This is a genomic window from Microbacterium imperiale, assembly GCF_017876655.1.
GTDB lineage: Bacteria > Actinomycetota > Actinomycetes > Actinomycetales > Microbacteriaceae > Microbacterium > Microbacterium imperiale.
Genome location: NZ_JAGIOK010000001.1, coordinates 3,032,832 through 3,058,053 on the forward strand (window position 1 = coordinate 3,032,832; position 25,222 = coordinate 3,058,053).

The window sequence follows — 25,222 nt, forward strand, 5'->3', positions numbered from 1 at the left end:
CCCGACAGACCGAAAGTTCCCCCCTCCGGCGGTTCGCGCTGGTCGGGGCTGAGGGAGGGGGACCACGCCCCTCATGCCGCCCCCGACTCGCCCCACATCTGCCCCTCGTTGGGCTGTTCCTCTGCGGCGATGCGCTCGAGCGTGGCGTCGGTGTGCCGTCCCAGTTCCTGCGGCTTCATGAGGCTGTACGCCGAGGTTGCGTTGAACTGAACGTCGGGGTCGGTCTGGAAGTGGACGACGTCTGCAAGATCCTTGAGGGTGCCGGCCACGTCGGGGTTGTCCGCGTTATACTGGCTGATGACGCGATCCCAGCCGGCGCTGAGTGCGCGGCTGATGAGGGCTGTCTGCAAGGTGGTGTCTCCGGCGAGCTTGGCCGTGTGCATCATGTTGAGGGCCTTGGCCTGGTCCTTCTCGGTGAGCGCCGATGCCCGGTCCTGCGCGTCGCGGTAGGCGATGATTGCGCTCGGGTCGTTGCTGAACTGGCCGAACATCTTCCGCTCTAGCTCGGCGCGGGTGTTCTCCAGTGCTTCTCGTTCCTGACGGTCGAGGTCGCGGAGTGTGCGGCTTGCGGAGAGGTAGCGTTTCGCGAGCTCGGCGTTCTTACCGGTGCTCGACAGTCGCTCATCCGCGCGGATGCTCGCGACCCATTCGCGGTGGTTTGCTTGAGTCGCGGCTGCGGTGTCGCGGAGCTTGTTGAGCTTGTTGTTGAGCGAGCTGAGTGCCATGTGTTGTTCTCCTTCAGGTGCTGCGGTTGCCTGCGATGTAGCTGCGTGCGTCGTCGTCTCGGATGAGCCAGGTTGGGTTCTTGATTGCGGGTAGTCGTCCTTCCTGGCAATCGAGTCGGACGGTGCGTTCTGCGCGTCTCGTGGCTCGCGACACTTGCCTGACCGTCCAGTAATCACGCTCCTCTGATGCCGTGTCTCGCCGCGATTCTTTGCCACGGTCGGCAGGCGAGTGGAAAGCGCAGATCGACATCTCCGTGAGGATCTGTCCGAGGCGTGTGGTGCTGCCGGCTCGCGCTCGGTTCTCGCGGATGCGCAAAGGGCCGTAGATGATGCGCATGTCCGCCGGGGAGAGGATGATCGAGCCCTCTTCGATGCGTTGGGTCATCGGCCCTCGCTGTTCATGGGCTCGGTGATGATGACGAGCACGCGATCTCCTCGCACCTGGAGGAACACTTGCCAGCCTTCGACCGCGAACCAGGCGAGGTCGCGAACCGCTGTTGTGGCGAGGAAAGGCGTTCGGTAGCGCCACTGCTTGAGTCCATCGCGCAGCGTCTGTGTCTCGTCTCGTGCCCAGGGGGTTTCGGTGATGCCGTGCTCAGCGAGGAATGAGAGCGGGTTCATTGCAGCTGTTCTCCGTGTTGTTAGGTTGGCTCAGTCAGCGGCTTCGTGCGCCTGTCTGCGGGGTTTGTAGACGCTCCCTGCCCAGACACCCGCGGGCGGCTTAGCGGCCTTCCCGTACGAGGCGCAGAGGGCGTAGAGAGGGCAGCGGCGGCAGACGGCGCGTAGTTCGCTGAGCTCGTTCGGCTGATAGTCGATTGCGTCGCGGATGAATCGCGGATCGTCGGCGCACCTGGGAGGGTGATGCTCGATCGCTACGTTCAGACGGCGGTACTCGTCCGCTCCGCGCTTTTCCTTCACGGGGTGCTTCGGGGGTTACGCGGATACGGTGTGAGTGACGCGAGTAACTTGCTTTGGTCGACTCGGAGGAGTTTTGGGCCGAACCGTCTTCCGACGATCAGCCGGTCTCGGATCCGTCGTCGAACGGTGTTGGCCGATACGCCGAGTAGTGCTGCAGCCTGCTCAATCGAGATCCAGCCTTCGGGAATCTGCACGTTGATCTCCTTGTCCGGGAAACACAAAACCCCCGGCCAGGCAGGCACGGGGGAGGGATGGGTGTTGTAGGTGGCTGGCACATGCGCCAGTAAACGGGCACGAAAAAACCCACCGGGTGTATCCCAGTGGGTTGAGGTGTTGCTGTAGCGGAAGCGTATCAGCCAGTTGTCTCGTTGTCTCGATATATGCGACTCACAGTCTCGAGGCACAACTGTTCCAAGCGGCTACTACGTTACTCCTGTGCTCCGACACTCGCTGACGCGGCGGCTGGTGTGTCGAGATCCCACCGCGAGTGGGCATGCTGAACCGAGGCACGAACAACGTTATCAGCGGCAACCGATGTGGCCGCGTGCGAGGGGCGCGTGTCCCGGAAAAGGAAAACCCGCCAGTTCCGATCAACATCGGAGGGCGGGGGCAAAGTGGGTAGGAGGTTCGATCCTCGGTTTTACCGTCTCACATTTGACACATTTTCGGTAGAGGGACACGCGCAACGCCCCGATCCCGCTTCGAAAAAACGGGACCGAGGCGCATGCAGAATGTGGGTGGCTATCCCCGGCGGTACTGGTGGGTCGAAGGGGAGTACCCGGCAGGGGCTAGGAGAACGCCGCTTCGACGGCTCGGGTCACCGCGGCATCGTCACGCTTCTTTTCGGCCGTCTCTCGGGACGTGAGAGCGCCTTGGCTGGGTGTGGTGTCGGAACCGACGGGCAGGAGTGAGCGTGCGGGCTGCTCGGGGATCTCGGGCAGTGTGCCGTCGATCAGTTCGGCGTGACCGTCGCGGACCGTGCGTGCGAGGTTCGTTGGGTTGATCTCGCGACTTGTGAGGATGTGGCCGGCGGGCTTGCCGCCGAGGGGCCGGGTGAGCTTGACGCGCACGATATGCGCTCGCTCGCTGTCTCGCTGGTCAAGGCGCGTGAGCGTCGCGGGGTCGAGAAGCTGTGAGCGTGCGTCTCGTGTGTGCGGGTTGACGGCGTGGGCGACGTAAGCGGCGGGGGTCCGCAGTGCGGAGATGTGATTGCCGCCAATGGTCAGGGTGGTGCCGGCCGTTGCTGAGGTGTAGATCTTCACCTCTTCGTCGCCGATAGTGAGGCCCTGGTCAGGCACGCCGAGATCGCGCAGCTTGTTGACCCAACCGAGGATCGCGGCGTTGCGCTTGTTGTTGACTTCTCGGATGTTCTGCAGAGCGGTGTCGAGCTGCGCAAATGCTGCGGTCAGGTCGTCGGCCTTGAGCGCCGAATCGCCCATGAGCGCGGTGATTGCTGTGTGGATGTCAGGGTCGGGAGCGAGGCTCTTTCGTTCCCGGTCTGCTGCGGCGTGTACGGCGTCGGAGCGGAGCTTGGCGAGGTCGTAGTCGGCCTGGACGTTTTTGAGGTCGCGTCCGCTCATCTGCCCGGTTAGCGCCGCCTGCTGAGCGTTCTCGAGCTGTGTCGCGGCAGCGCTGAGTTCTTCGGCTGCGGTGGCTGCCGCGAGGGTCTTCGGGGTCTCGATCGTGATGGTCGGGGTCTTTGCCTTCGTCATCGTGTTTCCTTTCATCGGTTGGTCTTGCGTCCCCCAGGCAGGATTCGAACCTGCGGCCGGCCGTTTAGAAAGCGGATGCTCTTCCACTGAGCTACTGAGGGTCTTGGGGGTACGTGGTGAGCCGTACCCCCGGGGTGAAGAGAAGAGAGGGTGTTGGGTGGAACTGGTTGTTTAGAAGTTGCTGCCTACGGGCAGTTCGAGCTGCCACGGTCTGACGTCGCAGTGTTTGCACGTGTTGTCGGGAAGTAGATCGTGGTTGCCTTCTTCGCAGTCGCGCGCGTGCTGCTGGTCTTGTGCGGCCAGTCGTGCAACGAGCGCCATGTTCTCGTCGTCGCGGCTTCGGGGCTTTGGTGCGTGGAGACGGGGGATGGGTAGGTCATCGTTCCAACGCTCTTGACGTAGCCACGGAGCGAGACCCGGAACGAAGTGGATCTCGGTGACGCTGAGTGCGTAGGCCTGTCCGAACCGCTCGATGTCGTGAGCTAGATCTTTGGCTGAGCGACGCTTCGCTGCCCTGCTGAATACCTCGCGCGCGACCTTCTTCGCGTCCTTCTTGGGCCACGACTTCCACGCCTGTTCGAAGAGTTCATCCTCCTGTCGAAGTTGTTCCTGCTGGTCTCTCCTAGGAGTTGGCACCTTCAGGGGTGCCAAGTTATCCCCAGAGTTGGCACCCTCAGGGGTGCCATTTACCTGTGCATAAGTTGGCACCCTAATGGCCCGTGTAGGTGCCAACTTTGGGGGCGGGTTTGGCGTGAAATACTCGGGCAGTACGCGGTAGTTCGCGGCCTTCCCGCGGCCTGATTCGAACGTCACAAGGCGCTGCGATGACAGCCGCTCGAGAGCTACGCGTGTGGACTTCCGCGACAGTCCCGCCTGGTCCGCGATGTCGGTCTGAGTGACGCCTGAGACGATCGAGTCTTCGCCTGCGAGCGCGATCAGGACGACGATGACCCTGAGATCACCGCCGGCCAGCTTCGCCCGGGCAAGTGCTCCGTTCGTGACGAATTGCTTCGGAAACCGCATCAGCTCGTGCGGCCCTGTCGCTGTGTCTGCTTGCTGACGATTCGGTCTCCTCTGCGGTTCGGGGTTGCGGGTGTGGTGGTGCGGGTCGAACTATTCACTTGTGGGTCTCCCTGTGTTGAGAGGGGCTTGTTACGCCGGGAGGGACGCGTGCCACTGGGTGAGCGCGTCATCTATCTGGTCGACGATGGATCGGAGGTCTCGCAGCTCTTCCTGGATCCGATGGCCTAGGTCTGCGGAGGTAGCGGCTTGGATGCGCCATTCCAGCTCATCGAGTAGGACCACCCAGCCCTGCCCGGGCCGCTGATCGGCCCAGACGCGGACTGAGCTCGCTCCCGCGCGTGCCGTGACGATCTCGCCGTAGTGCCCTTCCTCTTCGGCTGTGTGCTCACGGTCGGTCTCGACGCACCACGAGTAGGTGGCGCATCCGCTGGTGTTGGTGGCTGTCATGCCGCATCCCGCCTCTCCGAAAGGGCCTCTTTGATTGCGGCGGGCACCATCTCGGGAAGGTCGTGCAGCGTCCGCTCTACGGCGGCACGTTGCAGGTCTAGGACGCGCCACGCGTCCCGGGCCGCTGCGGTGAGCGATTCGAGCCGGTAGAACTCGTCGAGCGCCGCTGCGGTCAGATCAGCGAGTCGATCTGCGTCCGCTTCGAGCGCGAGACGGATCGGCATGGTTGAGACGAGAGGCGGTGCGGGGAGGTCGATGATGCTCACGCCGCGACCTCCGCTTCTGTCTCGTAACCGCACAGCCACCGGAACGCGCTTGCGATCGTGCCTTCATGGGCGACATACCCGAGCGGGTCGATCAGCTGCATGTGGTCGCCGCGTGCCCGTACTCGGAGGTCACTCTTTCCGGCCCAATTGCGGAGCTTGGGGATCGAGCGGCGGTGGCCGATCTCGTCGGGCGCGAGCTGAACGAGCAGGTGTCGTTTCTCGTCGGAGAGGACTACCTGCCAGGTGCCCAGGGACACCCGCAGAGTGACCGTCTCCTCGCCTGTGAGCGCCCACCGCCACGTAGCCACGTTGATCGTGCTCACCCGGGGAAGCGGCGTCACGTTGACCCGATACTCAAGCGACGGCGATTGCTTGTAGTCCATGCTGTGGATCTCGTCGATGTAGACGCGCTCCCCGTTGGGGATGACGTTGCGGCAGTCGAGGACGAGCGTCGCGTGCCCCATAGTGTGCAACGTGTCTTGCGCGGTCTCCATGAGGGTCGCCCGCTGGTTGATGACGTCTTGTACGGCCGTCAGGGCGGCACTGAGTGCCGGGGTCACTTCTGGTCCGCCTTGAGCATCGCGGCGACGTCTTCGAGGCGCCACAGCATGTACCCGGTGATGTTCGAGACGATGTGCGGGGCCTTGAAGAGATCAGCCACATTCATGCCGGGGAAAGCGTCCGAGACGGCTTCCATGCTGACGTACCCCTCGCAACGCTGCAGTAGTTTCTCAGCCGCTTTCAGGTCCGCGGTGAACTTGCCGACGCTCTCGAGGTCCGCGAAAAACTCACGGGTGTCCAACTCGATGAACCATCCCTGGTTCGTTGCGTTGCCGGGGGTCACTTCCTTCCGCACGGCGATGTCGTAGCAAACTGCCTCGTGGAAGTCGCGGTTGACGGTGACGCGGTACGCCTCGTGGTAGTCGTCAGGCTCGTGTACCTGCCCGAACTCGACGCAAAGCGTCTCGGTGCAGGTGGTCATCTGGCGTGCGGGTGCGTTCTGTGTCATACTCATGACAGATCGGTCCTTTCGTAGTGGTTGGGGGCGATTCTGAAACCCGGCCGGCCAGCCGGGTTTTTCCCTTTGTGGGGAGCGTTCGAGGACGATGTCTCGGTAGTGACGAGATATCGTGTGCGGGTCGTTTCGGGCGGGGCGTGGGTCAAGCGATCACCCACCGGGTCGATCGGCGTCCGTGCTTCGATCGGCCAGGCTCAGCGCCTGCACGCACGAGTCCGCGATGCACGAGTTCGGCTGTGCGGGTGCGGATCGACTGATCCGTCGCAAACGGCACGCTCTCGGTCGTCGCTGCCCGCTTGCCGTAGGCGTCGATCAACTCGTCGTGCGTCATTGCACCGTGCTCGGTGAGAAGAGACACGATGATGGCATGGACTCGGGCCAGCGTTGCCGGATGCTGCGAGGCTGACGCTTCGATCGAGTAGCCGTCGAGGACTGCGGCGCGCGCTCGGGACGTCATGCTTAGGCTGCCTTTTCGAGCCAGGCGAGCACGTCCTCGCGGCGGTATCTGACGTTGCGCTTGCCCACGCGGGTGACCTTCGGCCCGTCGTGAACCATCGCCCACTTTGCCAGTGTGCTGACGCTGACCTGTGTGAACGCGGCCACCTGTGCGCGGGTCGCGATGGGGGGAAGCTCTGCCGGTTCGGTGTCGGCGGGGCGGGTTGCGGTGTCGAGGATGGACATCTGTGGCCTTTCAGATCTGCACTGAAACTACTTTCTATGCAGATCGTAGATCGTTCCGTCTCGTTCCGCAAGAATGAAAGCGGAGTGTCCTCATATCTGGGAGCGGTTTGTGGGAGAATCAAGGTATGACGACTGACCGAACTGAGCTGCTGGACATCCGCTACGGCGAGCGGCTGCGCGCCCTCCGCGAGCAGAAGGGCATGACTCAGGCTGAGCTTGTCGACCGGCTCAAGGCGGCGGGTGTCGGGTACATGAATGCCTCGACGCTGTCCCGGATCGAAGCCGGTACACGCCCGGTTCGGCTGGTTGAGGCGCAGTTCATCGGGCACATCTTCGCTGTCAGCCTCGAGAGCATGATGTCTGAGCTTGAAGCCCTGTCCTTTTACGAACTCTCGGCCCGACGTGGCAGAGAGGCTTTCGTACGGTTCCGTAAGTCGGTCGCGGACGTGGTGCAGTGGAAGCTTGACCTCTCGGCACATCTGCCGCACCTGCGCAGCCTCCTCGACGAAACCGACGAGCCTGCGGTCAGGACAGTCATCGAAGAGACGATCCAGAACGTTGAGAGCTTCATCGAGATCGATCTTGAAGACGAGTTGCGCGGCCTCGACAAAGAGGTGCGCGAGACCCACGAACGACAGGACACGTCCACAGCAGGCCGTTTCCTCAACTCGACGAGAAGGTAGAACGTGGCCCGACCCCGAACCCCGCTCAGTAGCTACGGCAGTGTGCGCGTCCAAGCTGTGCAGTATCCCGCGGACGGGTCGAGGCGGAACCTTGAAGTAGTACCGGACGCTGACAGGCGGCGTCATACGCTCTGGCGTGCGCGCACTCGCTACCGCTCGGAAGACGGCAAGTTGCGGCAGATCGAGCGCCTTGGACCGTCGCCGGCGAAAGCGGAAGCGGCGCTCAAGGAAGCGCTGCTGCACGTACAGATGTCGGCCGCGAAAGAGATCAAGCGGGAGACCCGGATCAGCGACCTTGGAGAGCGGTTCCTCATCGCGAAGTCGGGTCGCTCGCCGCGGACTGTCGAGACCTACACGCGCAGCGTCCGCAAGATCATCGTCCCGCGCATCGGTGACCTGGCCGTGTCGGAAGCGACGACGGAACGACTGCAGCGCTTCATCGAGCTCGTAGCGGCAGAGAACGGCCCGGGAGAGGCCAAGAAAGCGCGTGCGGTGCTGTCGGGCATGATGGGTCTCGCGACCCGCTCAGACGCGCTCAAGACGAACCCCGTTAGAGAGCTCGCCGCGATCGAGGGTGGTGGCACTGGTGCCACGGCCGTGCCCCTTTCGGTTCTGCCCAACCTGCTCGAGACGGTGCGCGCTGACAAGCAACTAGCGGCGCAGGACATGGTTGACCTGATCGCCTTCGTCGCTGGAACCGGAGTGCGAATCTCCGAGGCGCTGGGGTTGGACTGGACCGACGTCGAACTCGACACCGGAGCGGTCACTATCCGCAAGTCGAAGACGGAAGCGGGAGAGCGGACCATCGTCGTGCCGGCTGCTGTTGCCGATGTCCTCCGGCGGCGAGCGGTCGGTCCCCGTCACCCGGTCATCGTGTTCCCTACGCCGCTCGGTAAGCGCCGCGACCGTCACAACACTTCCGGGATCTGGGCGGACGCTCGCGAACGGCTCTCTCTCGGGCCGTACACGTTCCACAGCTTTCGCAAGACGGTCGCAACCGCACTCGATCAGGCGGGCCTGACGCCCCGGGACATTGCCGAGTACCTAGGACACGCTGACCCGTCGCTCACGATGTCGGTTTACATGTCCAAGACGGTCGGCGGTAGTCGAGCGGCCAACGCCCTAGACTCGGTACTGAGCGAATGAATCTGCGGAGTTTGTGCGGAGACGGCTACAACCGAACCGTGTAGGCTCAGTGCAGAAGCCCGGGATTCCGGGGCTTGCCGACTTGGCGCAATTGGTAGCGCACCGTACTTGTAATACGGGGGTTACGGGTTCGAGTCCCGTAGTCGGCTCAGTAAGTGCCAGGTCAGAAGCGCTTCCAATGTGTTACGGCAGCGTCTGTCAGCGGTCCTGTCACCGTTTACTCACCGTTTTCAGCGTTGCCAGATCCGTCAACGAATGGCTATGATCGGGTCATGGGGGAAGCCGTCAGTGCTGCAGCTGCACTTCGAGAGATACGTCGTCGTCAGGGACTGTCGCTCCGATCGGCGGCCGCGGAGTTAGGCATTGCGCCATCGCACCTGTCTCGAATCGAGCGCGGCGAGCGGTCAGTCGCTGACTCGACTGCACAGCGAATGTCGAATTACTACTCAGTGTCGGCCGAAGTCATAGATCTCGTGCGGGGTCAAATCCCTGCCGATGTGATTGCGATCCTTCGAGAGCATCCCGAGGAGCTTGATCACCTGCGGGCACGGTACCGCGGCTAACCCGATGAGCAGAGCAAATAATCCGTGGATTGATCTACTCATGGCGCAGGGAGTGGGCGATTATCGCCTTATCTCCTGTGTCGGAACTGGTGGCTTCGGGTTCGTCTTTGGTGCCGAGCATACTGACTCCGGAGCGCGCTTCGCCGTAAAAGTACTCGACCCTCAAGTTGGCACAGAGCATGTCGTCGATTTCGAGAACGAGGGTGTGCTCTTGAGCCTTTTGACTGCATGTGACGGGGTCATCAATTACGTCGAGAGCGGCAGCGACAGTGTAGAGCTGACCGCCAACGGAATTAACGTTTCGGTGCCTATCCGATTCCACGTCCTTGCGTTAGCCTCAGGTTCGGTCAACGAGTTGGTCGAGGATCCCGGTGCACGGGCGGACATGGCTCGTGGCGATGTGGCGGCTGAGGGGACCAGGGGCGGGAGTCTTTCCAGTGGGCACGTGCCAAGTTTGGCGCGCCTCTTGCCATCTGGCAAACCTTGGCCATAGGGTTGCCATATGGCAGGCACTCTGTTAAGCGCTCGAGTAGCTCGAACGGTGCGGGCGGTGCTCGCCCAGAAGCGTCTGACGCAGGAGTGGCTGTCCGAGGCCAGCGGCATCCCGATGCGCACGCTGGCCCGCCGCCTGCACGTGCGGCATCCGAGCCCGATGTCGATCGAAGAGCTCGCCGAGATCGCCGCGGCGCTCGACGTCGACATGGTCGACCTGCTGCCGAGCCTCGACCAGCCGCAGCCGGTGCGCCCGCGTTCGGCCCCGACCGGCGTGGCAGCGGGGCCGACGGGCTTCAGGGCATCCGCGAAATGAACGCTTCGGCGTCGATCGCCTTGCGGCGGCCGGAGTCGCGGTCCAGCGGCTTGCCGCCCACGTAGAGCCAGCCGAGCAGCTCTTCCCGCTTGCCGAGCTTGTGCGCCTTCGCGATGGGCTTCGACCGGGTGGCCGAACCTGTGCGCCAGAAGACGCCCCAGCCCGCTTCGTCGAGCAGCAGGCTCACCATGTGCGCGACACCGGAGGCGACGGCCTCCTGCTCCCAGCGCGGAACCTTGCTCTTCTTGCTGTAGCTCGCGACGACCGCGATGAGCAGAGGTGCCCGCAGGGGCTTCGTCGAGACGCCGCGCTTGCCCTCGGCCTTATTGAGCGCGCGACCCAGCCGCAGCCGGTCATCGCCGCGCAGCTCGATCAGTCGCCACGGGCGCAGAGACGAGTGGTCGGCCACGCGGCCCGCCGCCGACACGATGCGCACGAGCTCGTCGTGCGACGGCGCCTCGTCGGTGACGCGTGACCACGAGCGCCGTGCGCGCGCCGCCTCGTACGCGCTGGTCACTTCTCCGTCTCGGGGGTGAAGGACAGCGACAGGGAGTTCATGCAGTAGCGGTCGCCCGTGGGGGTGCCGAAACCGTCGGGGAAGACGTGGCCCAGGTGCGAGCCGCAGTTCGCGCAGCGCACCTCGGTGCGGACCATGCCGTGCGATCGGTCCTCGATCAGCTCGACGGCCTCCGGGCGCACCGACTCGTAGAAGCTGGGCCACCCGCAGTGCGAGTCGAACTTGGTGCCGCTCTGGAAGAGCTCGGCGCCGCACGCGGCACACGTGTAGAGGCCGGCGCGGCTCTCGTCGAGGAGCTCGCCCGTCCATGCACGCTCGGTACCGGCCTGCCGCAGCACGGCGTACTGCTCAGGGCTCAGCTCGGCGCGCCACTGCTCGTCGGTCTTGTTCACGGAATAAGTCATGTCTGCTCCTTCGCCTCGTCCTATTCAACTCGACGATCGCCGTGGGTGTTCCCGCAGAATGGCTCCATGCCCGATGAACTCGCCGCCGTCGCCGAGCGATACCGGCGCTTCGCTGCCCTCGAAGCGCCGGGGCGATCGCAGCTCTACGCCTCGTGGGCCGACCGGGTCGCGGACGATCCGTCGTTGCAGGCGATGCTCGCGCGGCTGCCGGGCACCCGCCGGCAGCCCCCGCTGGTCTTCGCGGTGACCCGTCTGCTGGGATCGGGGGACGTGGCCGCCGACGCGTGGGCAGAGTGGATGCGCGACAACGCCGACGCCGTGGTGGCCGAGTGCCTCGCGCGGTCGGTGCAGACCAACGAGCCGCTGCGCTGCGCCGCGCTCCTTCCCGCCCTGCGCCGGATCGACGGACCCATCGCGCTGCTCGAGGTCGGCGCGAGCGCCGGTCTGTGCCTCTACCCGGATCGGTACTCCTACCGATATGCGGGTGCGCACGCGGAGGTGCGCGTCGACCCGCAGACGGGTCCCTCGACGGTGGAACTCGTCTGCGACGTCCGGGGCGAGCGGATGCCGTCCGTGCGTTCGCCCGAGGTCGTCTGGCGAGCCGGCATCGATCTGAACCCGCTCGATGTGCAGAACCCGCGCGACGTGGACTGGCTCGCGCAGCTCGTGTGGCCGGGGGAGGCCGGCCGTGCCGAACGGATCCGCGCGGCGGCGGCGATCGCGGCCGGTGATCCGCCGCTGATGGCTGCGGGGGACGCCGCCGTGCTGCTGCCCGAGATCGCGGCGCAGGCTCCGTCCGATGCGACGCTCGTCGTGACGACCCCCGGCGTGCTCGCCCACATCCCGCGCGCGGCGCGGGGAGAGGTGATCTGGGCGGCGCAGTCGGCGGGCCGGTGGATCACGATCGACGACCCGGGACTGCACGACGGATGGCGGGGTGGATCGCCGACCGCGTGGGGTGAGGGGTTCGCGGTCGCCCTCGACGGCGACATCCTCGCTGCCGCCGATCCGCTCGGGCGCTGGTGGGAGTGGCGTCCCGGTTCCGGCGCTATCCGGTCGTAGCGTGGAGGTGTGCCTCTCTCTGACCGTGACCGTTCGATCCTCGACTTCGAGGCGCGCTGGACCGGGCACAGCGGGGCGAAGGAAGAGGCCGTCCGCGCCGAGCTCGGGCTGACGCCGGCGCGCTACTACCAGCTGCTGGGCCGCCTCGTCGACTCGGCCGAGGCGGTCGCGTACGACCCGATGCTCGTGCACCGGCTGCGCCGGCTCCGCGCCTCCGGACGTCGGGCGGGCGCCGGGCGCGCGGCCATGTGACGCGAAGATTCGCCAGATAGCATTCGACCGTGCCGACAACGACCTACCCGAAGGACCGCTTCGACGAGCTGCCCGCTGACACCGTGCGCGTGGGTGCGCACCGCGCCGAGAACCCGCGTCTGCGGCCCGGCCTCGTGCTGTTCTGGTCGGCGGTGGCGGTACTCGTCCTGATCGCCGTGGGCGTTCTCGGCACCCTTCTCATCTCCGGACGGATCTCGATCTTCCCCTCGGGGTCGACATCGACGCCCGCAGCCCAAGCGCCGGCAGACGCAGCACCCGTCGTCGACACGTCGTATCCGGTGCTCATCCTCAATGCCACCGCCGAGCGTGGGCTCGCGAACGCGATCGCCGAGACGGTGATCGGCGCGGGATGGAGCTCCGAGTCGGTCAACGCCGGTGAGGCGGGTTCTCAGGACTTCGCGACCACGACGATCTACTACCCGTCGCCGGAGGACGAGGGTGCGGCGCGAGGCCTGGCCGAGGTCATCGGCGGGGCCAACCTCGAGATGAGCGACGCCTACCCCGGGCCGGTGGACGCCGACGGGAACCCCGGCACCCAGCTCACCGTGGTGGTCGGCGCGGATCGCGCCGGGGGCGGCGGCACCGCCGGCTGAGCGTGTGTGTTTCACGCTCGTGAACTTCTCGATGCGGACGTGTCAACAGTGCTGAGAACGGCCGGATTCGGCGGAAAGCCCTGCATACGATGACGCTGTCGCACAGCATCAGGAGATTCGCATGACACAGGGAACCGTCAAGTGGTTCAACGCCGAGAAGGGCTTCGGCTTCATCACGATGGCTGAAGGCCAGGATGTCTTCGTCCACTACTCCAACATCGAGATGAACGGATTCCGCGTGCTCGAAGAGGGGCAAGCGGTGGAGTTCACCGTGGGAACCGGCCAGAAGGGCCCTCAGGCGGAATCGGTCCGTCCCCTCGTCTGAGCCGACGCTCATCTCCCATACGAAAGAGCGCGCCGCGATCGCGGCGCGCTCTTTCGTCGCTCCCGACACCGGGCGCGACGCGGCTTGCACTCCCCATGGTCGAGTGCCAGAATGGCTTTAGCACTCGCATTCGTCGAGTGCTAAAGACTGTTCTCCACCGTCCGGGAGGGACGACACACACATGGCAAAGATCATCGCTTTCGACGAGGAGGCCCGCCGCGGCCTCGAGCGCGGCCTGAACACGCTGGCCGACGCCGTCAAGGTGACGCTCGGCCCCCGCGGTCGCAACGTCGTGCTCGAGAAGAAGTGGGGCGCCCCCACCATCACGAACGATGGCGTCTCGATCGCCAAGGAGATCGAGCTCGACGACCCGTACGAGAAGATCGGCGCGGAGCTCGTCAAGGAGGTCGCCAAGAAGACGGACGACGTCGCTGGTGACGGCACCACGACCGCGACCGTCCTCGCCCAGGCGCTCGTTCGCGAGGGCCTGCGCAACGTCGCCGCCGGCGCCGACCCCATCTCGCTCAAGAAGGGCATCGAGAAGGCCGTCAAGGCCATCACCGACCAGCTCCTCGCTGACGCCAAGGAGGTCGAGTCCAAGGAGCAGATCGCTGCGACCGCCTCGATCTCGGCCGCTGACCCGTCGATCGGCGAGCTCATCGCCGAGGCCATCGACAAGGTCGGCAAGGAGGGTGTCGTCACCGTCGAGGAGTCGAACACCTTCGGCACCGAGCTCGAGCTCACCGAGGGCATGCGCTTCGACAAGGGCTACCTCAACCCCTACTTCGTCACGGACCCGGAGCGCCAGGAGGCTGTCTTCGAGGACCCGTACATCCTCATCGCGAACCAGAAGATCTCGAACATCAAGGACCTTCTGCCCATCGTCGACAAGGTGATCCAGGAGGGCAAGGAGCTCCTCATCATCGCCGAGGACGTCGAGGGCGAGGCTCTCGCGACGCTCGTGCTGAACAAGATCCGCGGCATCTTCAAGTCGGCTGCCGTCAAGGCTCCCGGCTTCGGCGACCGCCGCAAGGCTCAGCTGCAGGACATCGCGATCCTCACCGGTGGTCAGGTCATCACCGAAGAGGTCGGCCTCAAGCTCGAGAACGCCACGGTCGACCTGCTCGGCCGCGCTCGCAAGGTCATCATCACCAAGGACGAGACCACGATCGTCGAGGGCGCCGGTGACTCGGCTCAGCTCGAGGGTCGCGTCACGCAGATCCGTCGCGAGATCGAGAACACCGATAGCGACTACGACCGCGAGAAGCTGCAGGAGCGCCTCGCCAAGCTCGCCGGTGGCGTCGCCGTCATCAAGGCGGGCGCGGCCACGGAGGTCGAGCTCAAGGAGCGCAAGCACCGCATCGAGGACGCCGTCCGCAACGCGAAGGCCGCCGTCGAAGAGGGTGTCGTCGCCGGTGGTGGCGTCGCGCTCATCCAGGCCGGCAAGAACGCCTTCAACGGCCTCGAGCTGACCGGTGACGAGGCGACCGGTGCCAACATCGTGCGCGTCGCGATCGAGGCTCCGCTCAAGCAGATCGCGCTGAACGCCGGTCTCGAGCCGGGCGTCGTCGCCAACAAGGTCGCTGAGCTCGAGATCGGCCACGGCCTCAACGCCGCGACCGGCGAGTACGGTGACCTGTTCGCACAGGGCATCATCGACCCCGCCAAGGTCACGCGTTCGGCTCTGCAGAACGCCGCGTCGATCGCCGGCCTGTTCCTCACGACCGAGGCGGTCGTGGCGGACAAGCCCGAGAAGACCCCGGCTCCCGCGGGTGACCCCACGGGTGGCATGGACTTCTGATCCATACGCAGAACGGCCCCTCCTTCGGGAGGGGCCGTTTCGCGTTCCGGGGCTCGGTGTCAGCGGAACATGCCGGCCGCGGCGGACTCGGCGTGCAGGTACTGCTGGCCCGCGGCATCCAGGGCGGCTCCGATGTCGGTCAGCGCCGTCTCGACCTCGCGCTGGGCCGCCCGCCAGCGTTCGACGACCGATTGAAACGCGACCGCCGCACCGCCCGTCCACGACGACTGCAGCTGGGTGAGCTGTGCCATCATGGCGCCGGTGTCGGCCTCGAGGCGTCCCGACGTCGCTCGGATGGCGGCGGTGGCCGACGTGACGGCGTCGCTGTCGATGGAGAAGATGGCCATGAGTGCTCCTTCGTTGTGGTGCGCCCAGGCTAGGGACGCCGAGCCCCGCCATCCGGCGCTCTCTCGCTGGCGGGGGACAACGCCCCCGCGACACCCGTAGGGGAGGAGCGTCGGGTCAGGCCTGGTCGTCACGGAGTCGCGGCAGCGGCTGCGTCTCGATCCAGAGGTGCTCCGCCGCCTCGCGCCGGTCGGCGAGGGGCAACGACACCCGGAAGGTCGCGCCTCCACCCGGGGTGTTCTGCACGTCGATCGAGCCGTGCAGGGCCTCGACGATCGATGCGACGATCGACAGCCCGAGCCCGGAGCCCCCGGTCTCGCGCGTGCGCGACGTGTCGGCTCGCCAGAAGCGCTGGAAGATCTTCTCGCGCAGCTGCTCGGGGATGCCTTCGCCGTGGTCGATCACCGAGATCCAGCCCATCCGCGTGTGCCGGTCGAGGCCGACGGCGATCTCGATCGGGGTGCCCTCGGGGCTGTACCGGCGTGCGTTGCCGATGAGGTTGGCCACGACCTGGCGGATGCGGTTCTCATCGCCCAGGACGACGGGCACGAGCGGCGGCTCGGCCGGGTGGACGAGCGGCGGGTCGCCCGCCGGCTGCTCGCGATCGCGCTGCTCGCCGGAGCGCTGATCGGCGGAGCGCTGCTCGGCGCGGCGGTCGTCGCGTGGTCGCCGGCGCAGGCGGGGCAGGCTCGGCCCGCCGCGGCCGCGACCGCTGCCGGGACGCTTCCGCCCGTTCGCGGCCTCGGGCTCGGTCGGTAGCTCCAGCGTCAGCGCGTCGTCGGAGAACTCGATGACCGAGACCTCGCGCTCGGGAGCGGCGGCACGCGTGTCGAGCGCGGCGTCGCGTGCGATGGGACGCAGGTCGACCGGGGCGATCGCGAGGTCGCGGCGCTCGTCGAGGCGGGCGAGGGCGAGCAGGTCTTCGACCAGCCCGCTCATGCGGACGGCCTCCTTCTCGATGCGTTCCATCGACTGCGCCGTGTGCTCGGCGTCGGTGATGGCTCCCATGCGGTAGAGCTCGGCGTAGCCGCGCACGGTGACGAGGGGAGTGCGCAGCTCGTGGCTGGCGTCGCCGATGAAGCGGCGCATCTGCTGCACCGTCGCGTCCCGCTGGGCCAGGGCGGTGTCGATCCGGTCGAGCATCGCGTTGATCGCGATCTTGAGGCGTCCGACCTCGGTGCCGGGGGAGATGTCGCCCATCCGCTGGCTGAGGTCGCCGGCGGCGATGGTCATGGCGGTGTTCTCGACCTCACCGAGGCTGCGGAAGGTGAGCGTGACGAGCCAGCGGGTGCCGAGCGCGCCCGCGAGGAGGATCAGCGCCGCGATGATCGTGTAGATGCTGATGAAGTTCGTCACCGTCTGCGTGACAGCCGTCAGCGGCAGCGCGACGAGCTGGGTGTAGCTTTCCCGCGACCCTTCGGGCTGCAGCACGTCGACGCTGGCGTGGAAGGTGCCCGAGCCCTCACGTGCGGGGATCTCGAACGGCTCGGTGCCCTTCACGACGGTCTTGTCGAGCGTGAACGTGGTCGGCAGGTCGGGCTTGGGGAACTCCGGGCCGCCGGCGACCGAGAGCAGCTGACCCTCGGGGCTGTACACGGCCACGACGAAGGTCGTCGGGGGTGCGGTCGTGCTCGCTTCGAACGAGGCGATCCCGTCGTCGACGGTGACCTCCATCACCGAGCTCGCGAGATCGGTCGGAGCCAGCGACCGCAGGCTCTGATCGAGCGCTGACACCTGTGCGTTCCGCAGGAAGATCATCGTGCCCACGCCCGCGGCGATGAGACCCATCGCGAGCAAGGTGACGATCACACCCGTCACCTTGGTGCGCAGGCTGATGCCGCGCCACCATCGGGTGACGCTGTCGTTCGCGGCGTCGGTCAGGCTGCTGCTCCGTCGATCACGCCGACTTGTCGGCTTTGAGCATGTAGCCGAAGCCGCGCTTGGTCTGGATCAGCGGCTCGGAGGAGTGCGGGTCGATCTTGCGCCGCAGGTACGAGATGTAGCTCTCGACGATGCCGGCGTCGCCGTTGAAGTCGTACTCCCACACGTGATCGAGGATCTGCGCCTTGCTCAGCACGCGGTTGGGGTTGAGCATGAGGTAGCGCAGCAGCTTGAACTCCGTCGGCGACAGGTCGATCGAGGCGTCGCCGACCTGCACGTCGTGCGTGTCCTGGTCCATCGTCAGCTCACCCGCGCGGATGATCGACTCCTCGTCGGCCTGCATCGTGCGCCGGAGGATGGCCTGGATGCGCGCCACGATCTCGTCGAGGCTGAACGGCTTGGTGACGTAGTCGTCACCGCCCGCGTTGAGGCCCTCGATCTTGTCCTCGGTCTCGTCCTTCGCGGTGAGGAAGAGGATGGGGGCCGTGTAGCCCGCGCCCCGCAGGCGCTTGGTCACGCTGAAGCCGTTCATGTCGGGGAGCATGACGTCGAGCACGATCAGATCGGGCTCCTCTTCGAGCACGGCCGAGATGGTCTGTGCGCCGTTGCCGACGGCGCGGACCTGGTAGCCGGCGAACTTCAGCCCGGTGATCAGCAGGTCACGGATGTTCGGTTCGTCGTCCACGACGAGGATGCGCGGTGCTGTCATAGGCCCATACTGGCACCGGAATCCATCGGTTTGCTGGATATCGCTCCGCCGGGCGTCGCCGTGCTAGGCCACGGGGGAGGATGGGGACATGCCGCGTCCGATCGACTCCGACCGTCTCGCATTCCATCGACTCGTCTTCGCGCGGCGCCGCCACGGCTGGTGGACGCCGCTCGCGGTCGGGGGTCTCGGGCTCGTCATCTACGTCGTCTTCCTCCTGCTGCTGGCGCTCGCGGGCGTGGCCGCGGCCCTGTCGAACCCCGACGCGGCTCGCGCGCTCGAAGCCGTCCTCGCGGACGGCGGCTCGCTGGATGTGACGTCGCCGCTGTCGCTCGCCGTCGGGCTGGGCAGCGTCGCCCTGATGCTGCCCGCCTACCTGCTGGCATCGCTCGTGGTGAACGGGCGGCGACTGGGCTTCGCCTCGGCGGTCTACGGCCGACTGCGCTGGCGGTGGATGCTGGTGTGCGGCGGGCTCGCGGTCGCCACAGCCGTCGTCGTCACCCTCGTCACCGCCCTGCTCCCAGCCGAGGCGTCGGCAGCGCCGCTCCCGGCTCCGGCGGGAGCGGCGCTGTGGATCAGCCTGCTCGTGGTCGTCCTGCTCGTTCCGGTGCAGGCGACCGCGGAGGAGTACGTCTTTCGCGGGTACCTCATGCAGGCCATCGGGCGGTGGCTGCGGCATCCGTTGTTCGCCATCCTGCTGCCGGTTCCGCTGTTCGTCATCGGCCACCTGTACGACCCGGTCGGCCAGGCCGCCGTCGGACTCTTCGCCGTGGCGGCGGGCTGGCTCGCGTGGCGCACCGGCGGGCTCGAGGCCGCCATCGCGCTGCACATCGTCAACAATCTGCTGGCGTTCCTGCTGGGGCTGCTCGAGCTGTCCGACCCGGCGGCGACGGATGTCGGGTGGGTGAGCTTCGCGACATCCGTGCTGCTGATGGCGGTGTACTGCGCCGCGGTCGAGCTCGTCCTGCGTCGCCGGCCCATCGTGCGCACCTATGCGTTGCCGCGGGCACCGCTGCCGCCGACGGTCTCCATGCCGACGCCGACGGCGACCGTGCCGCTGCCCGGCGAGCCGACGCCCGACCTGACGCGTCCCTGACCGCGGCTCCCGGCCCGGCGCGGGTCAGGCGGCGGCGAGCGTCTCGGCGTCGAGGATCGTGTAGCTGTAGCCCTGCTCGGCGAGGAACCGCTGACGGTTCTGGGCGAAGTCCTGATCGACGGTGTCGCGCGCGATCAAGGTGTAGAAGCTCGCCGTATGCCCGTTCGACTTCGGACGCAGCAGGCGGCCCAGACGCTGCGCCTCTTCCTGCCGCGACCCGAACGATCCCGACACCTGGATGGCGACCGACGCGTCGGGCAGGTCGATCGAGAAGTTGGCGACCTTCGAGACGATGAGCACGGGGATCTCGCCCGTGCGGAAGGCCTCGTACAGCTCCTCGCGCTCGTCGACCGGGGTCGAGCCCGTGATCTTCGGAGCGCCCAGGGCGTCGGAGAGCACGTCGATCTGGTCGAGGTACTGTCCGATGACGAGGATCTGCTCGCCGGTGTGCTTCGCGACGAGATCGCGGACGACGCCGATCTTCGCGTGCGCGGTGGCCGCCAGACGGTAGCGCTCGTCATCGGCGGATGCAGCGTACTCGAGCCGATCGGAGGCGGGCAGGTCGACGCGCACCTCGTAGCAGACCGCGGGGGAGATGAAGCCCTGGGCCTCGATCTCCTTCCACGGGGCGTCGAAACGCTTGGGGCCGATGAGGCTGAAGACGTCGCCCTCGCGTCCGTCCTCGCGCACGAGCGTCGCGGTCAGGCCGAGGCGGCGGCGGGCCTGCAGATCAGCGGTGAGCTTGAACACCGGCGCCGGCAGCAGGTGCACTTCGTCGTAGACGACGAGGCCCCAGTCGAGAGCATCGAGCAGGGCCAGGTGCGCGTACTCGCCCTTCCGCTTGGCCGTGAGGATCTGGTAGGTCGCGATCGTGACCGGCTTGACCTCCTTCGACTGCCCGGAGTACTCGCCGATCTCCTCGGGGGTCAGGCTCGTGCGCTTGAGCAGCTCGTTGCGCCACTGCCGCGCGCTTACCGTGTTCGTGACGAGGATGAGCGTCGTCGTCTTCGTGTCGGCCATCGCCGCCGCTCCGACGAGCGTCTTGCCGGCGCCGCAGGGGAGCACGACCACCCCCGAACCGCCCTCGGTGAAGATGTCGACCGCTTTGCGCTGGTACGGGCGCAGGGTCCAGCCGTCCTCGTGGAGCTCGATCTCGTGGGGCGTTCCGGGTGTGAAGCCCGCGAGGTCCTCGGCCGGCCAGCCGATCTTGAGCAGCTCCTGCTTGATCTGCCCGCGCGCCCACGCGTCGACGACGTAGGTGTCGGGGGTCGGGTGCCCCAGCAGCAGTGGCTGGATGCGCTTGTTCTTGGTGACCTCGGCGAGCACGGCGGCATCCGTCGATCGCAGGATCAGGGTGCCCTCGTCGTCGCGCTCGATGACGAGCCGGCCGTAGCGCGTGACCGTCTCGCGGATGTCGGTCGACACCGAGGGCGGCACCGGGAAGCGCGACCAGCGGTCGAGGGTGGCGAGCATGTCGTCGGCGGTGTGACCGGCGGCGCGGGCGTTCCAGAGCCCCAGGCGCGTGATCCGGTACGTGTGGATGTGCTCGGGGGCGCGCTCCAGCTCCGCGAAGATCGCGAGCTCGTGCCGGGCGTCCTCGGCGCTGGGGTGGGCGACTTCGAGCAGTACGGTGCGGTCGCTCTGGACGATCAGGGGGCCATCAGCCATAACGAGCAATCGTACCGGTGCCGCGCGTCATCGGGTCCGACAGGTGGGGACGGCGGGGTGCGGGTTCGGGGTCAGACGACGCGCGCCGACACGATGCTCGAGACGGGGAGGGTCCGCTCGACGTCCGACGCGCGATCGCGTCCCCGCAGCCGGCCGCCGCCGAGCCCCGTGGCCTCGAGCGAGAAGTCACGCGTCGAGCCGTCCGGCAGGCGCACGCTGACGGCGACGACCGCGCGCGCCTTGACCGCGTGCTCGAGCTCGCGCCCGAGCCAGGCGGTATCGGCGTCGCCCGCGGCGTGCGCGGCCCGCAGCCGTGCGATCAGGGCGCGGTGACCGGCGTCCGCGCTGTCGATGCCGGCGCCGTCGGCCGGGTCGGCGAGCTGGGCGCGATCGAGGATGCGGACCTGCCCGTCCTCGTCCACGGCCGCGACGGGGTAACGCGCGTCGCTGAGCATCCAGAAGACTGCGTCGACCGAGCTGCGGCTCACCAGGCGGTCGCCCTCGGCGATGAGCCCGAGGGGCCGGAGGGCCTGGTCGACCGCCAGCGTGTCGAGGGCGCCGGGGTCGGTCGCCGTCACCTGCGTGCGCCCCGAGGCGTCGAGGCCGACGCGCACTCGGCCATGGCGACGGGCCGCGCGCTCCAGCTCGTACGCGAGGGGCTGCGGCAGGCCGGTCAGCGAGATGCCCGTGAGGAACTCCGTCAGCGACGCGGCATCCTCACCCGCGGCGAGTGCCGCGCCGATCGACTCGGCCGAGAAGCGGTAGGTGGATGCCTGTGCGCGTGACTCCCGACGCGCGGCGCGGCGCAGTCGCGCGTCGATCGCCGGCTCGAGGGGTCCGGGGGCGATAGCGGTGAGGTCGTTCTGCAGGAAGATGCGGTCGACCTCGCCGGGCAGATGCTGCTGCAGCGCCGCGTCGTCGACATCGCCGCCGGCTTCCATCGGGGCGGCCCACGACGGAGCCCGACCCGCGCGGTCGACCAGGGCCCACAGCTGCCACTGCGCGATGAGCCGGCGAGCACGTGCGTCCCACGACGGATCGAGCGGGTACGCCTGTGGCCAGGTGCGCAGCGGCATCCATCCGCCCGTGGGCGCGCGCAGCGCTGCCGGCAACGCCTCGCGCAGCGCTCGCGCGGTGCTCGACCACCGGTCGACGGTGGTGCGTGAGAGCCAGGTGTTCCCCGCGGTTGTGACGCGCCATTCGCGGCCCACCGGCGCGAGGAGTCCGGAGTCGAGGCCGATCGCGATGACGAGGTCGGCGGTCTCGGCGTCCGGCACGGCTCCCGCCTCGATCAGGCGGCGGCGGTCGCCCGCCCCGAGAGTGCCGGCACCCGTGCGACCGAGCGGCGCCGGCGCCGTCAGCAGCAGGACATCGGCCAGCGACGACAGCGCCGTGAACGCGCGCTCGGCGAGCTGGGCGTCGTCTTCTTCGCCGGCATCCGTCCGGGCAGGCGCACCGGCGTCTGCATCCACATCCGACGCGCCGGGACGCGGCAGGTCGGCCCAGACGTTCGCCACCCCTCCGTACGGCTCGCCCGAGGGTGCCGTGAACCCGAGCGCCGTCAACGCCGCACGTTGCTTGCCCTCGGGCACGGGCCGGTTCGAGGCGATGGCCTCATCCAGCGCCTCGACGAGGAGGCGCGGCAGCGACGGTGCTGCCTTCGCGACGGTAGCCGGGTCGAGCAGTGCTTCGGCGGCGTCGAAGAAGTCGGACCACGCGGCATCCGGCGCGATCCGCCGCGCGCGCAGCAGGGCGATCAGCGCGTCGTCGTCCGCCGCAGCGAGCCAGCTCGCCAGAGCGCGGGCGTCGACCGGGGTCATGTCACCGACCCTTGTTGGCCCGGCCCCGTCGGATGAACGTCATGATGAGCACGGTCAGCAGCAGGGCGAAGGCGAGCGGTGGGGCGATCCAGACGATCGCGCTGACGGTGGGCCAGGCTCCCGAGGCGAAGTCGGCCTGCTCGAGGCCTGTCGCCGTGCCGATGATGATCGAGAAGAAGCAGACGATCGCGAGAACCAGCAATCCCAGCGACATGAACGCGAGGATGCGGTCGATGCGGCGGACCGGAAGGTCGTCGCTCGGGCTGGGGGTGCTCATCCGCATCAGCGTAGCGGCTCGCGGTGGTGCCGTAGTCTGGATGTCGGGGCGCATCAGGTCCCGGCATTCCGTTCTGCCCGCGAAAGCGCGGCCGTGACAGCGAGGTACGCACATGCCCACCGGCAAGGTCAGGTTCTACGACGACGAGAAGGGGTTCGGCTTCATCTCCGCAGATGACGGCCAGGACGTCTTCCTGCACGCCACGGCCCTCCCGGCGGGCACGACGTCGCTCAAGCCCGGCACCCGGCTCGAGTTCGGCGTCGCCGACGGCAAGCGCGGTCTGCAGGCTCTCGCCGTCCGTGTCCTCGAGGCGCCGGTGAGCTTGAGCAAGCGCAACCGCAAGCCCGCCGACGACATGGCGATCATCGTCGAGGACCTCGTGAAGCTCCTCGACGGCATCGGTGCCGATCTGCGCCGTGGCCGCTACCCCAGCTCGGGCCACGGCAAGAAGATCGCCGCGGTGCTGCGCAAGGTCGCCGATGACCTCGACGCCTGAGTCGTTCGACGACGCGTCGTCGACCCCCGAGCCCGAGGCCGAGATCTCGAGCGCGCCCGCTCCGGATGAGCGGCTGCTGACCGCCCACGATCTGGCTCGCGCCGCGCTCGCCGAGGTGACCCCCGAGGCCACGGTCGGCGATCCCGTCGACTATGTCATCGAAGCCGACGGCGTCATCTCGCTGCGCTTCGCCAACCGTCTGCCCGGCTACCCGGGCTGGCTGTGGACCGTCAGCGTCGCGGTCGTGCCGGACTCCGAGCCGACCGTGCTCGAGGTCGAGCTGCTGCCCGCGACCGGAGCCCTGCTCGCACCCGAGTGGGTGCCGTGGGCGGTTCGCCTCGCCGAGTACCAGGCAGCTCAGGCGGCGGCCGAGGACGCCGGCGACGACGACCTCGATGACGACGAGCTCGACACCGACGACCTGGACGACGACGAGGACGACCTCGACGAGGACGACTCGGACGAGGACGGCTTCGACGGCGCGGCCACGGCCGTCACGCACGCGGGAGATGTCGACGGCGTCGACATCGACGAACTCGATGCGGGCGACGAGGACGACGACTCGGACGACGAGGACGAAGACGACGAGGACGACGACTCGGACGAGGATGACTCGGATGACGAGGACGAGTTCGACGAGTCGGACGACCCGGCTCACGACGAGGCCCCGAACGAGCGCTGACCACTCACCTCCTGACGAACACAGAAGGGATGCCGCGCGGTGCGGCATCCCTTTCGTGTTTCGCGGTTCGAGGCGTCAGAGGCGCTCGATCGTGTAGTCGATGCACTTGATCAGCTGACGCACGTCCTCGGGCTCGATCGAGACGAAGGTCGCCACGCGCAGCTGGTTGCGGCCGAGCTTGCGGTAGGGCTCGGTGTCGACGATCCCGTTGCCGCGCAGGCTCTTGGCGACGGCGGCCGCGTCGACGGTGTCGTCAAAGTCGATCGTGACGACGACGGGGGAGCGGTCAGCCGGGTCGGCGACGAAGGGCGTGGCGTGCTCGGACGCCTCGGCCCACTCGTACAGCGCCGACGACGACTCGGCGGTGCGGTCGGCGGCCCACTGCAGCCCGCCGTTGCTCAGGATCCACTCGAGCTGCTTGTCGAGCAGGTACAGCGTCGAGACCGCGGGGGTGTTGAGCGTCTGGTTCAGGCGCGAGTTGTCGAGCGCGTTCTTCAGGCTCAGGAACTCGGGGATGTACCGTCCGGATGCCGCGACGCGCTCGATGCGCTCGATCGCGGCGGGCGAGACGGCGGCGAACCAGATGCCGCCGTCCGAACCGAGGTTCTTCTGCGGCGCGAAGTAGTAGACGTCGCACTGCGACACCGAGAAGTCGATGCCGCCCGCGGCGCTCGTCGCGTCGATCACGGTGAGGGCGCCGTCGTCGCCCGCGACGCGGCGGACCGGAGCGGCCACGCCGGTGGAGGTCTCGTTGTGCGGCCAGGCGTAGACGTCGATGCCCTCGACGGCCTCGGCGGCGATGCTCGACCCGGGCTCGGCCTTGCGGATGTCGGGGGCCTCGAGCCACGGGGCGGATGCGGCGGCGCCGAACTTCCCGCCGAACTCGCCGAACACGAGGTTCTGGCTGCGCTTCTCGATGAGGCCGAACGCGGCGGCATCCCAGAAGGCGGTCGAACCGCCGTTGCCAAGGATGATCTCGTAGCCCTTGGGCAGGCGGAGCAGATCGGACAGTCCCGACCGGACCTGGCCGACGAGGCTCTTCACCGGCGACTGCCGGTGCGAGGTGCCCAGCAGGATCGAGCCCGGACCCGACAGAGCAGCGACCTGCTCCGGGCGGATCTTGGCCGGGCCGCAGCCGAAGCGACCGTCGCGGGGAAGGATGTCTCGAGGCAGGGTGACATGCGCCATGTGCCGATTCTAGGGGTCGGCGCGCGGGCTCCCCGTGCCGCGGCGCCGGGGGTATGCCCCTGCGCTCCCGGCTGGTGTGTCGGTGCCAGCGGATAGGG

At 67.4% G+C, this 25,222-nt stretch carries 35 protein-coding genes and 2 tRNA genes; 14 read left to right on the forward strand and 23 right to left on the reverse strand.

Going from position 1 to position 25,222, the window contains the following annotated elements; genetic code table 11:
• Positions 1–71: 71 nt before the first annotated feature.
• From JOF37_RS14620 to JOF37_RS14685, 14 genes are all read right to left on the reverse strand, one after another.
• Entirely contained in the window at positions 72–725 is a 654-nt protein-coding gene (locus tag JOF37_RS14620; protein ID WP_210007489.1) for a hypothetical protein, read from the reverse strand.
• A 13-nt stretch (positions 726–738) separates the two neighbouring features.
• Positions 739–1,110 carry a hypothetical protein gene (locus JOF37_RS14625; RefSeq protein ID WP_210007490.1) on the reverse strand — a complete coding sequence of 124 codons (372 nt, stop codon included), beginning with the start codon at positions 1,108–1,110 and terminating at the stop codon, positions 739–741.
• Entirely contained in the window at positions 1,107–1,346 is a 240-nt protein-coding gene (locus JOF37_RS14630) for a hypothetical protein (protein ID WP_210007491.1), read from the reverse strand. Before JOF37_RS14630 ends, JOF37_RS14625 begins: the two co-directional genes overlap by 4 nt.
• A 30-nt stretch (positions 1,347–1,376) precedes the next feature.
• Positions 1,377–1,643 (reverse strand): WhiB family transcriptional regulator, encoded by a 267-nt coding sequence (locus JOF37_RS15835; protein WP_210007492.1) that lies wholly within the window; start codon positions 1,641–1,643, stop codon positions 1,377–1,379.
• Positions 1,640–2,047 carry a helix-turn-helix domain-containing protein gene (locus JOF37_RS15840; RefSeq protein WP_372445476.1) on the reverse strand — a complete coding sequence of 136 codons (408 nt, stop codon included), beginning with the start codon at positions 2,045–2,047 and terminating at the stop codon, positions 1,640–1,642. The genes JOF37_RS15835 and JOF37_RS15840 overlap by 4 nt, the downstream gene beginning before the upstream one ends.
• A gap of 384 nt (positions 2,048–2,431) precedes the next feature.
• Positions 2,432–3,355: a hypothetical protein gene (locus JOF37_RS14645; protein WP_210007494.1), complete on the reverse strand. Its 924-nt coding sequence runs from the start codon at positions 3,353–3,355 to the stop codon at positions 2,432–2,434.
• A gap of 29 nt (positions 3,356–3,384) precedes the next feature.
• Positions 3,385–3,456: transfer RNA gene (locus JOF37_RS14650), tRNA-Arg, on the reverse strand.
• Positions 3,457–3,526: 70 nt separating this feature from the next.
• Positions 3,527–4,378 (reverse strand): MarR family transcriptional regulator, encoded by an 852-nt coding sequence (locus JOF37_RS14655; RefSeq protein WP_210007495.1) that lies wholly within the window; start codon positions 4,376–4,378, stop codon positions 3,527–3,529.
• A gap of 129 nt (positions 4,379–4,507) precedes the next feature.
• On the reverse strand, positions 4,508–4,825 hold the full coding sequence (locus JOF37_RS14660; protein WP_210007496.1) for a hypothetical protein: 318 nt from the start codon (positions 4,823–4,825) through the stop codon (positions 4,508–4,510).
• Positions 4,822–5,091, reverse strand: a complete 270-nt coding sequence (locus tag JOF37_RS14665) for a hypothetical protein (RefSeq protein WP_210007497.1) — start codon at positions 5,089–5,091, stop codon at positions 4,822–4,824. The genes JOF37_RS14660 and JOF37_RS14665 overlap by 4 nt, the downstream gene beginning before the upstream one ends.
• Positions 5,088–5,651 (reverse strand): hypothetical protein, encoded by a 564-nt coding sequence (locus JOF37_RS14670; protein ID WP_210007498.1) that lies wholly within the window; start codon positions 5,649–5,651, stop codon positions 5,088–5,090. Before JOF37_RS14670 ends, JOF37_RS14665 begins: the two co-directional genes overlap by 4 nt.
• Positions 5,648–6,106 (reverse strand): hypothetical protein, encoded by a 459-nt coding sequence (locus JOF37_RS14675; protein WP_210007499.1) that lies wholly within the window; start codon positions 6,104–6,106, stop codon positions 5,648–5,650. The genes JOF37_RS14670 and JOF37_RS14675 overlap by 4 nt, the downstream gene beginning before the upstream one ends.
• A gap of 145 nt (positions 6,107–6,251) precedes the next feature.
• Entirely contained in the window at positions 6,252–6,566 is a 315-nt protein-coding gene (locus tag JOF37_RS14680; RefSeq protein ID WP_210007500.1) for a hypothetical protein, read from the reverse strand.
• Positions 6,567–6,568: 2 nt separating this feature from the next.
• On the reverse strand, positions 6,569–6,790 hold the full coding sequence (locus JOF37_RS14685) for a helix-turn-helix transcriptional regulator (protein WP_210007501.1): 222 nt from the start codon (positions 6,788–6,790) through the stop codon (positions 6,569–6,571).
• Positions 6,791–6,915: 125 nt separating this feature from the next.
• Here JOF37_RS14685 and JOF37_RS14690 point away from each other — a divergent pair, with 125 nt between their 5' ends.
• The 6 genes from JOF37_RS14690 to JOF37_RS14715 all read left to right on the forward strand — a co-directional run bounded on the left by JOF37_RS14690 (position 6,916) and on the right by JOF37_RS14715 (position 9,990).
• Positions 6,916–7,473: a helix-turn-helix domain-containing protein gene (locus JOF37_RS14690; protein WP_210007502.1), complete on the forward strand. Its 558-nt coding sequence runs from the start codon at positions 6,916–6,918 to the stop codon at positions 7,471–7,473.
• A gap of 171 nt (positions 7,474–7,644) precedes the next feature.
• Positions 7,645–8,619 carry a tyrosine-type recombinase/integrase gene (locus JOF37_RS14695; RefSeq protein WP_210007503.1) on the forward strand — a complete coding sequence of 325 codons (975 nt, stop codon included), beginning with the start codon at positions 7,645–7,647 and terminating at the stop codon, positions 8,617–8,619.
• A gap of 76 nt (positions 8,620–8,695) precedes the next feature.
• Positions 8,696–8,768, forward strand: a tRNA-Thr gene (locus JOF37_RS14700).
• Between the two features lie 123 nt (positions 8,769–8,891).
• Positions 8,892–9,182 (forward strand): helix-turn-helix domain-containing protein, encoded by a 291-nt coding sequence (locus tag JOF37_RS15845; protein WP_210007504.1) that lies wholly within the window; start codon positions 8,892–8,894, stop codon positions 9,180–9,182.
• A gap of 4 nt (positions 9,183–9,186) precedes the next feature.
• A complete protein-coding gene (locus JOF37_RS14710) occupies positions 9,187–9,675 on the forward strand; it encodes a hypothetical protein (RefSeq protein ID WP_210007505.1) in 489 nt (162 codons plus the stop codon).
• Between the two features lie 9 nt (positions 9,676–9,684).
• A complete protein-coding gene (locus tag JOF37_RS14715; protein WP_210007506.1) occupies positions 9,685–9,990 on the forward strand; it encodes a helix-turn-helix domain-containing protein in 306 nt (101 codons plus the stop codon).
• On the opposite strand, the gene JOF37_RS14720 is transcribed toward JOF37_RS14715, so the two are convergent.
• Together JOF37_RS14720 and msrB are read right to left on the reverse strand one after the other, a co-directional pair.
• Entirely contained in the window at positions 9,971–10,507 is a 537-nt protein-coding gene (locus JOF37_RS14720) for a nitroreductase family protein (RefSeq protein WP_210007507.1), read from the reverse strand. The genes JOF37_RS14715 and JOF37_RS14720 overlap by 20 nt on opposite strands.
• Complete coding sequence (msrB, locus tag JOF37_RS14725; RefSeq protein ID WP_210007508.1) at positions 10,504–10,911, reverse strand: peptide-methionine (R)-S-oxide reductase MsrB; 408 nt, start codon at positions 10,909–10,911, stop codon at positions 10,504–10,506. The genes JOF37_RS14720 and msrB overlap by 4 nt, the downstream gene beginning before the upstream one ends.
• Before the next feature lie 66 nt (positions 10,912–10,977).
• Here msrB and JOF37_RS14730 point away from each other — a divergent pair, with 66 nt between their 5' ends.
• From JOF37_RS14730 to groL, 5 genes are all read left to right on the forward strand, one after another.
• Entirely contained in the window at positions 10,978–11,973 is a 996-nt protein-coding gene (locus JOF37_RS14730; protein ID WP_210007509.1) for a DUF2332 domain-containing protein, read from the forward strand.
• Positions 11,974–11,982: 9 nt separating this feature from the next.
• Positions 11,983–12,225, forward strand: coding sequence for a DUF3263 domain-containing protein (locus tag JOF37_RS14735; RefSeq protein WP_210007510.1), 243 nt, complete (start codon positions 11,983–11,985; stop codon positions 12,223–12,225).
• Positions 12,226–12,254: 29 nt separating this feature from the next.
• Complete coding sequence (locus JOF37_RS14740) at positions 12,255–12,839, forward strand: LytR C-terminal domain-containing protein (RefSeq protein WP_210007511.1); 585 nt, start codon at positions 12,255–12,257, stop codon at positions 12,837–12,839.
• Positions 12,840–12,960: 121 nt separating this feature from the next.
• Positions 12,961–13,164, forward strand: a complete 204-nt coding sequence (locus tag JOF37_RS14745; protein ID WP_210007512.1) for a cold-shock protein — start codon at positions 12,961–12,963, stop codon at positions 13,162–13,164.
• A gap of 181 nt (positions 13,165–13,345) precedes the next feature.
• On the forward strand, positions 13,346–14,965 hold the full coding sequence (groL, locus tag JOF37_RS14750) for a chaperonin GroEL (protein ID WP_210007513.1): 1,620 nt from the start codon (positions 13,346–13,348) through the stop codon (positions 14,963–14,965).
• Between the two features lie 59 nt (positions 14,966–15,024).
• Here the strand turns inward: groL and JOF37_RS14755 are convergent, their stop codons facing one another.
• The 3 genes from JOF37_RS14755 to JOF37_RS14765 all read right to left on the reverse strand — a co-directional run bounded on the left by JOF37_RS14755 (position 15,025) and on the right by JOF37_RS14765 (position 17,900).
• A complete protein-coding gene (locus tag JOF37_RS14755; RefSeq protein ID WP_210007514.1) occupies positions 15,025–15,312 on the reverse strand; it encodes a WXG100 family type VII secretion target in 288 nt (95 codons plus the stop codon).
• Positions 15,313–15,427: 115 nt separating this feature from the next.
• Positions 15,428–17,119 carry a sensor histidine kinase gene (locus JOF37_RS14760; RefSeq protein WP_271174949.1) on the reverse strand — a complete coding sequence of 564 codons (1,692 nt, stop codon included), beginning with the start codon at positions 17,117–17,119 and terminating at the stop codon, positions 15,428–15,430.
• 88 nt (positions 17,120–17,207) lie between these two features.
• Positions 17,208–17,900: a response regulator transcription factor gene (locus JOF37_RS14765; protein WP_210007515.1), complete on the reverse strand. Its 693-nt coding sequence runs from the start codon at positions 17,898–17,900 to the stop codon at positions 17,208–17,210.
• An 88-nt stretch (positions 17,901–17,988) separates the two neighbouring features.
• Between JOF37_RS14765 and JOF37_RS14770 the strand changes: the two genes are divergently transcribed.
• The gene (locus JOF37_RS14770; protein ID WP_210007516.1) at positions 17,989–18,993 is read left to right on the forward strand and encodes a CPBP family intramembrane glutamic endopeptidase; all 1,005 of its coding nucleotides are present in this window, start codon (positions 17,989–17,991) and stop codon (positions 18,991–18,993) included.
• Between the two features lie 24 nt (positions 18,994–19,017).
• Here JOF37_RS14770 and JOF37_RS14775 read toward each other — a convergent pair whose 3' ends face one another.
• The 3 genes from JOF37_RS14775 to JOF37_RS14785 form a co-directional block, all read right to left on the reverse strand.
• A complete protein-coding gene (locus JOF37_RS14775; RefSeq protein WP_210007517.1) occupies positions 19,018–20,661 on the reverse strand; it encodes a DNA repair helicase XPB in 1,644 nt (547 codons plus the stop codon).
• Between the two features lie 71 nt (positions 20,662–20,732).
• A complete protein-coding gene (locus JOF37_RS14780; RefSeq protein WP_210007518.1) occupies positions 20,733–22,481 on the reverse strand; it encodes a helicase-associated domain-containing protein in 1,749 nt (582 codons plus the stop codon).
• A 1-nt stretch (position 22,482) separates the two neighbouring features.
• On the reverse strand, positions 22,483–22,758 hold the full coding sequence (locus JOF37_RS14785) for a multidrug ABC transporter ATPase (protein ID WP_210007519.1): 276 nt from the start codon (positions 22,756–22,758) through the stop codon (positions 22,483–22,485).
• Positions 22,759–22,870: 112 nt separating this feature from the next.
• On the opposite strand from JOF37_RS14785, the gene JOF37_RS14790 reads away from it, so the two are divergent.
• Positions 22,871–23,254 (forward strand): cold-shock protein, encoded by a 384-nt coding sequence (locus JOF37_RS14790; RefSeq protein ID WP_210007520.1) that lies wholly within the window; start codon positions 22,871–22,873, stop codon positions 23,252–23,254.
• Entirely contained in the window at positions 23,238–23,936 is a 699-nt protein-coding gene (locus JOF37_RS14795; RefSeq protein WP_210007521.1) for a DUF3027 domain-containing protein, read from the forward strand. Before JOF37_RS14790 ends, JOF37_RS14795 begins: the two co-directional genes overlap by 17 nt.
• Positions 23,937–24,011: 75 nt before the next feature.
• Here the strand turns inward: JOF37_RS14795 and serC are convergent, their stop codons facing one another.
• Positions 24,012–25,124 carry a phosphoserine transaminase gene (serC, locus tag JOF37_RS14800; protein ID WP_210007522.1) on the reverse strand — a complete coding sequence of 371 codons (1,113 nt, stop codon included), beginning with the start codon at positions 25,122–25,124 and terminating at the stop codon, positions 24,012–24,014.
• Between the last annotated feature and the right edge of the window lie 98 nt (positions 25,125–25,222).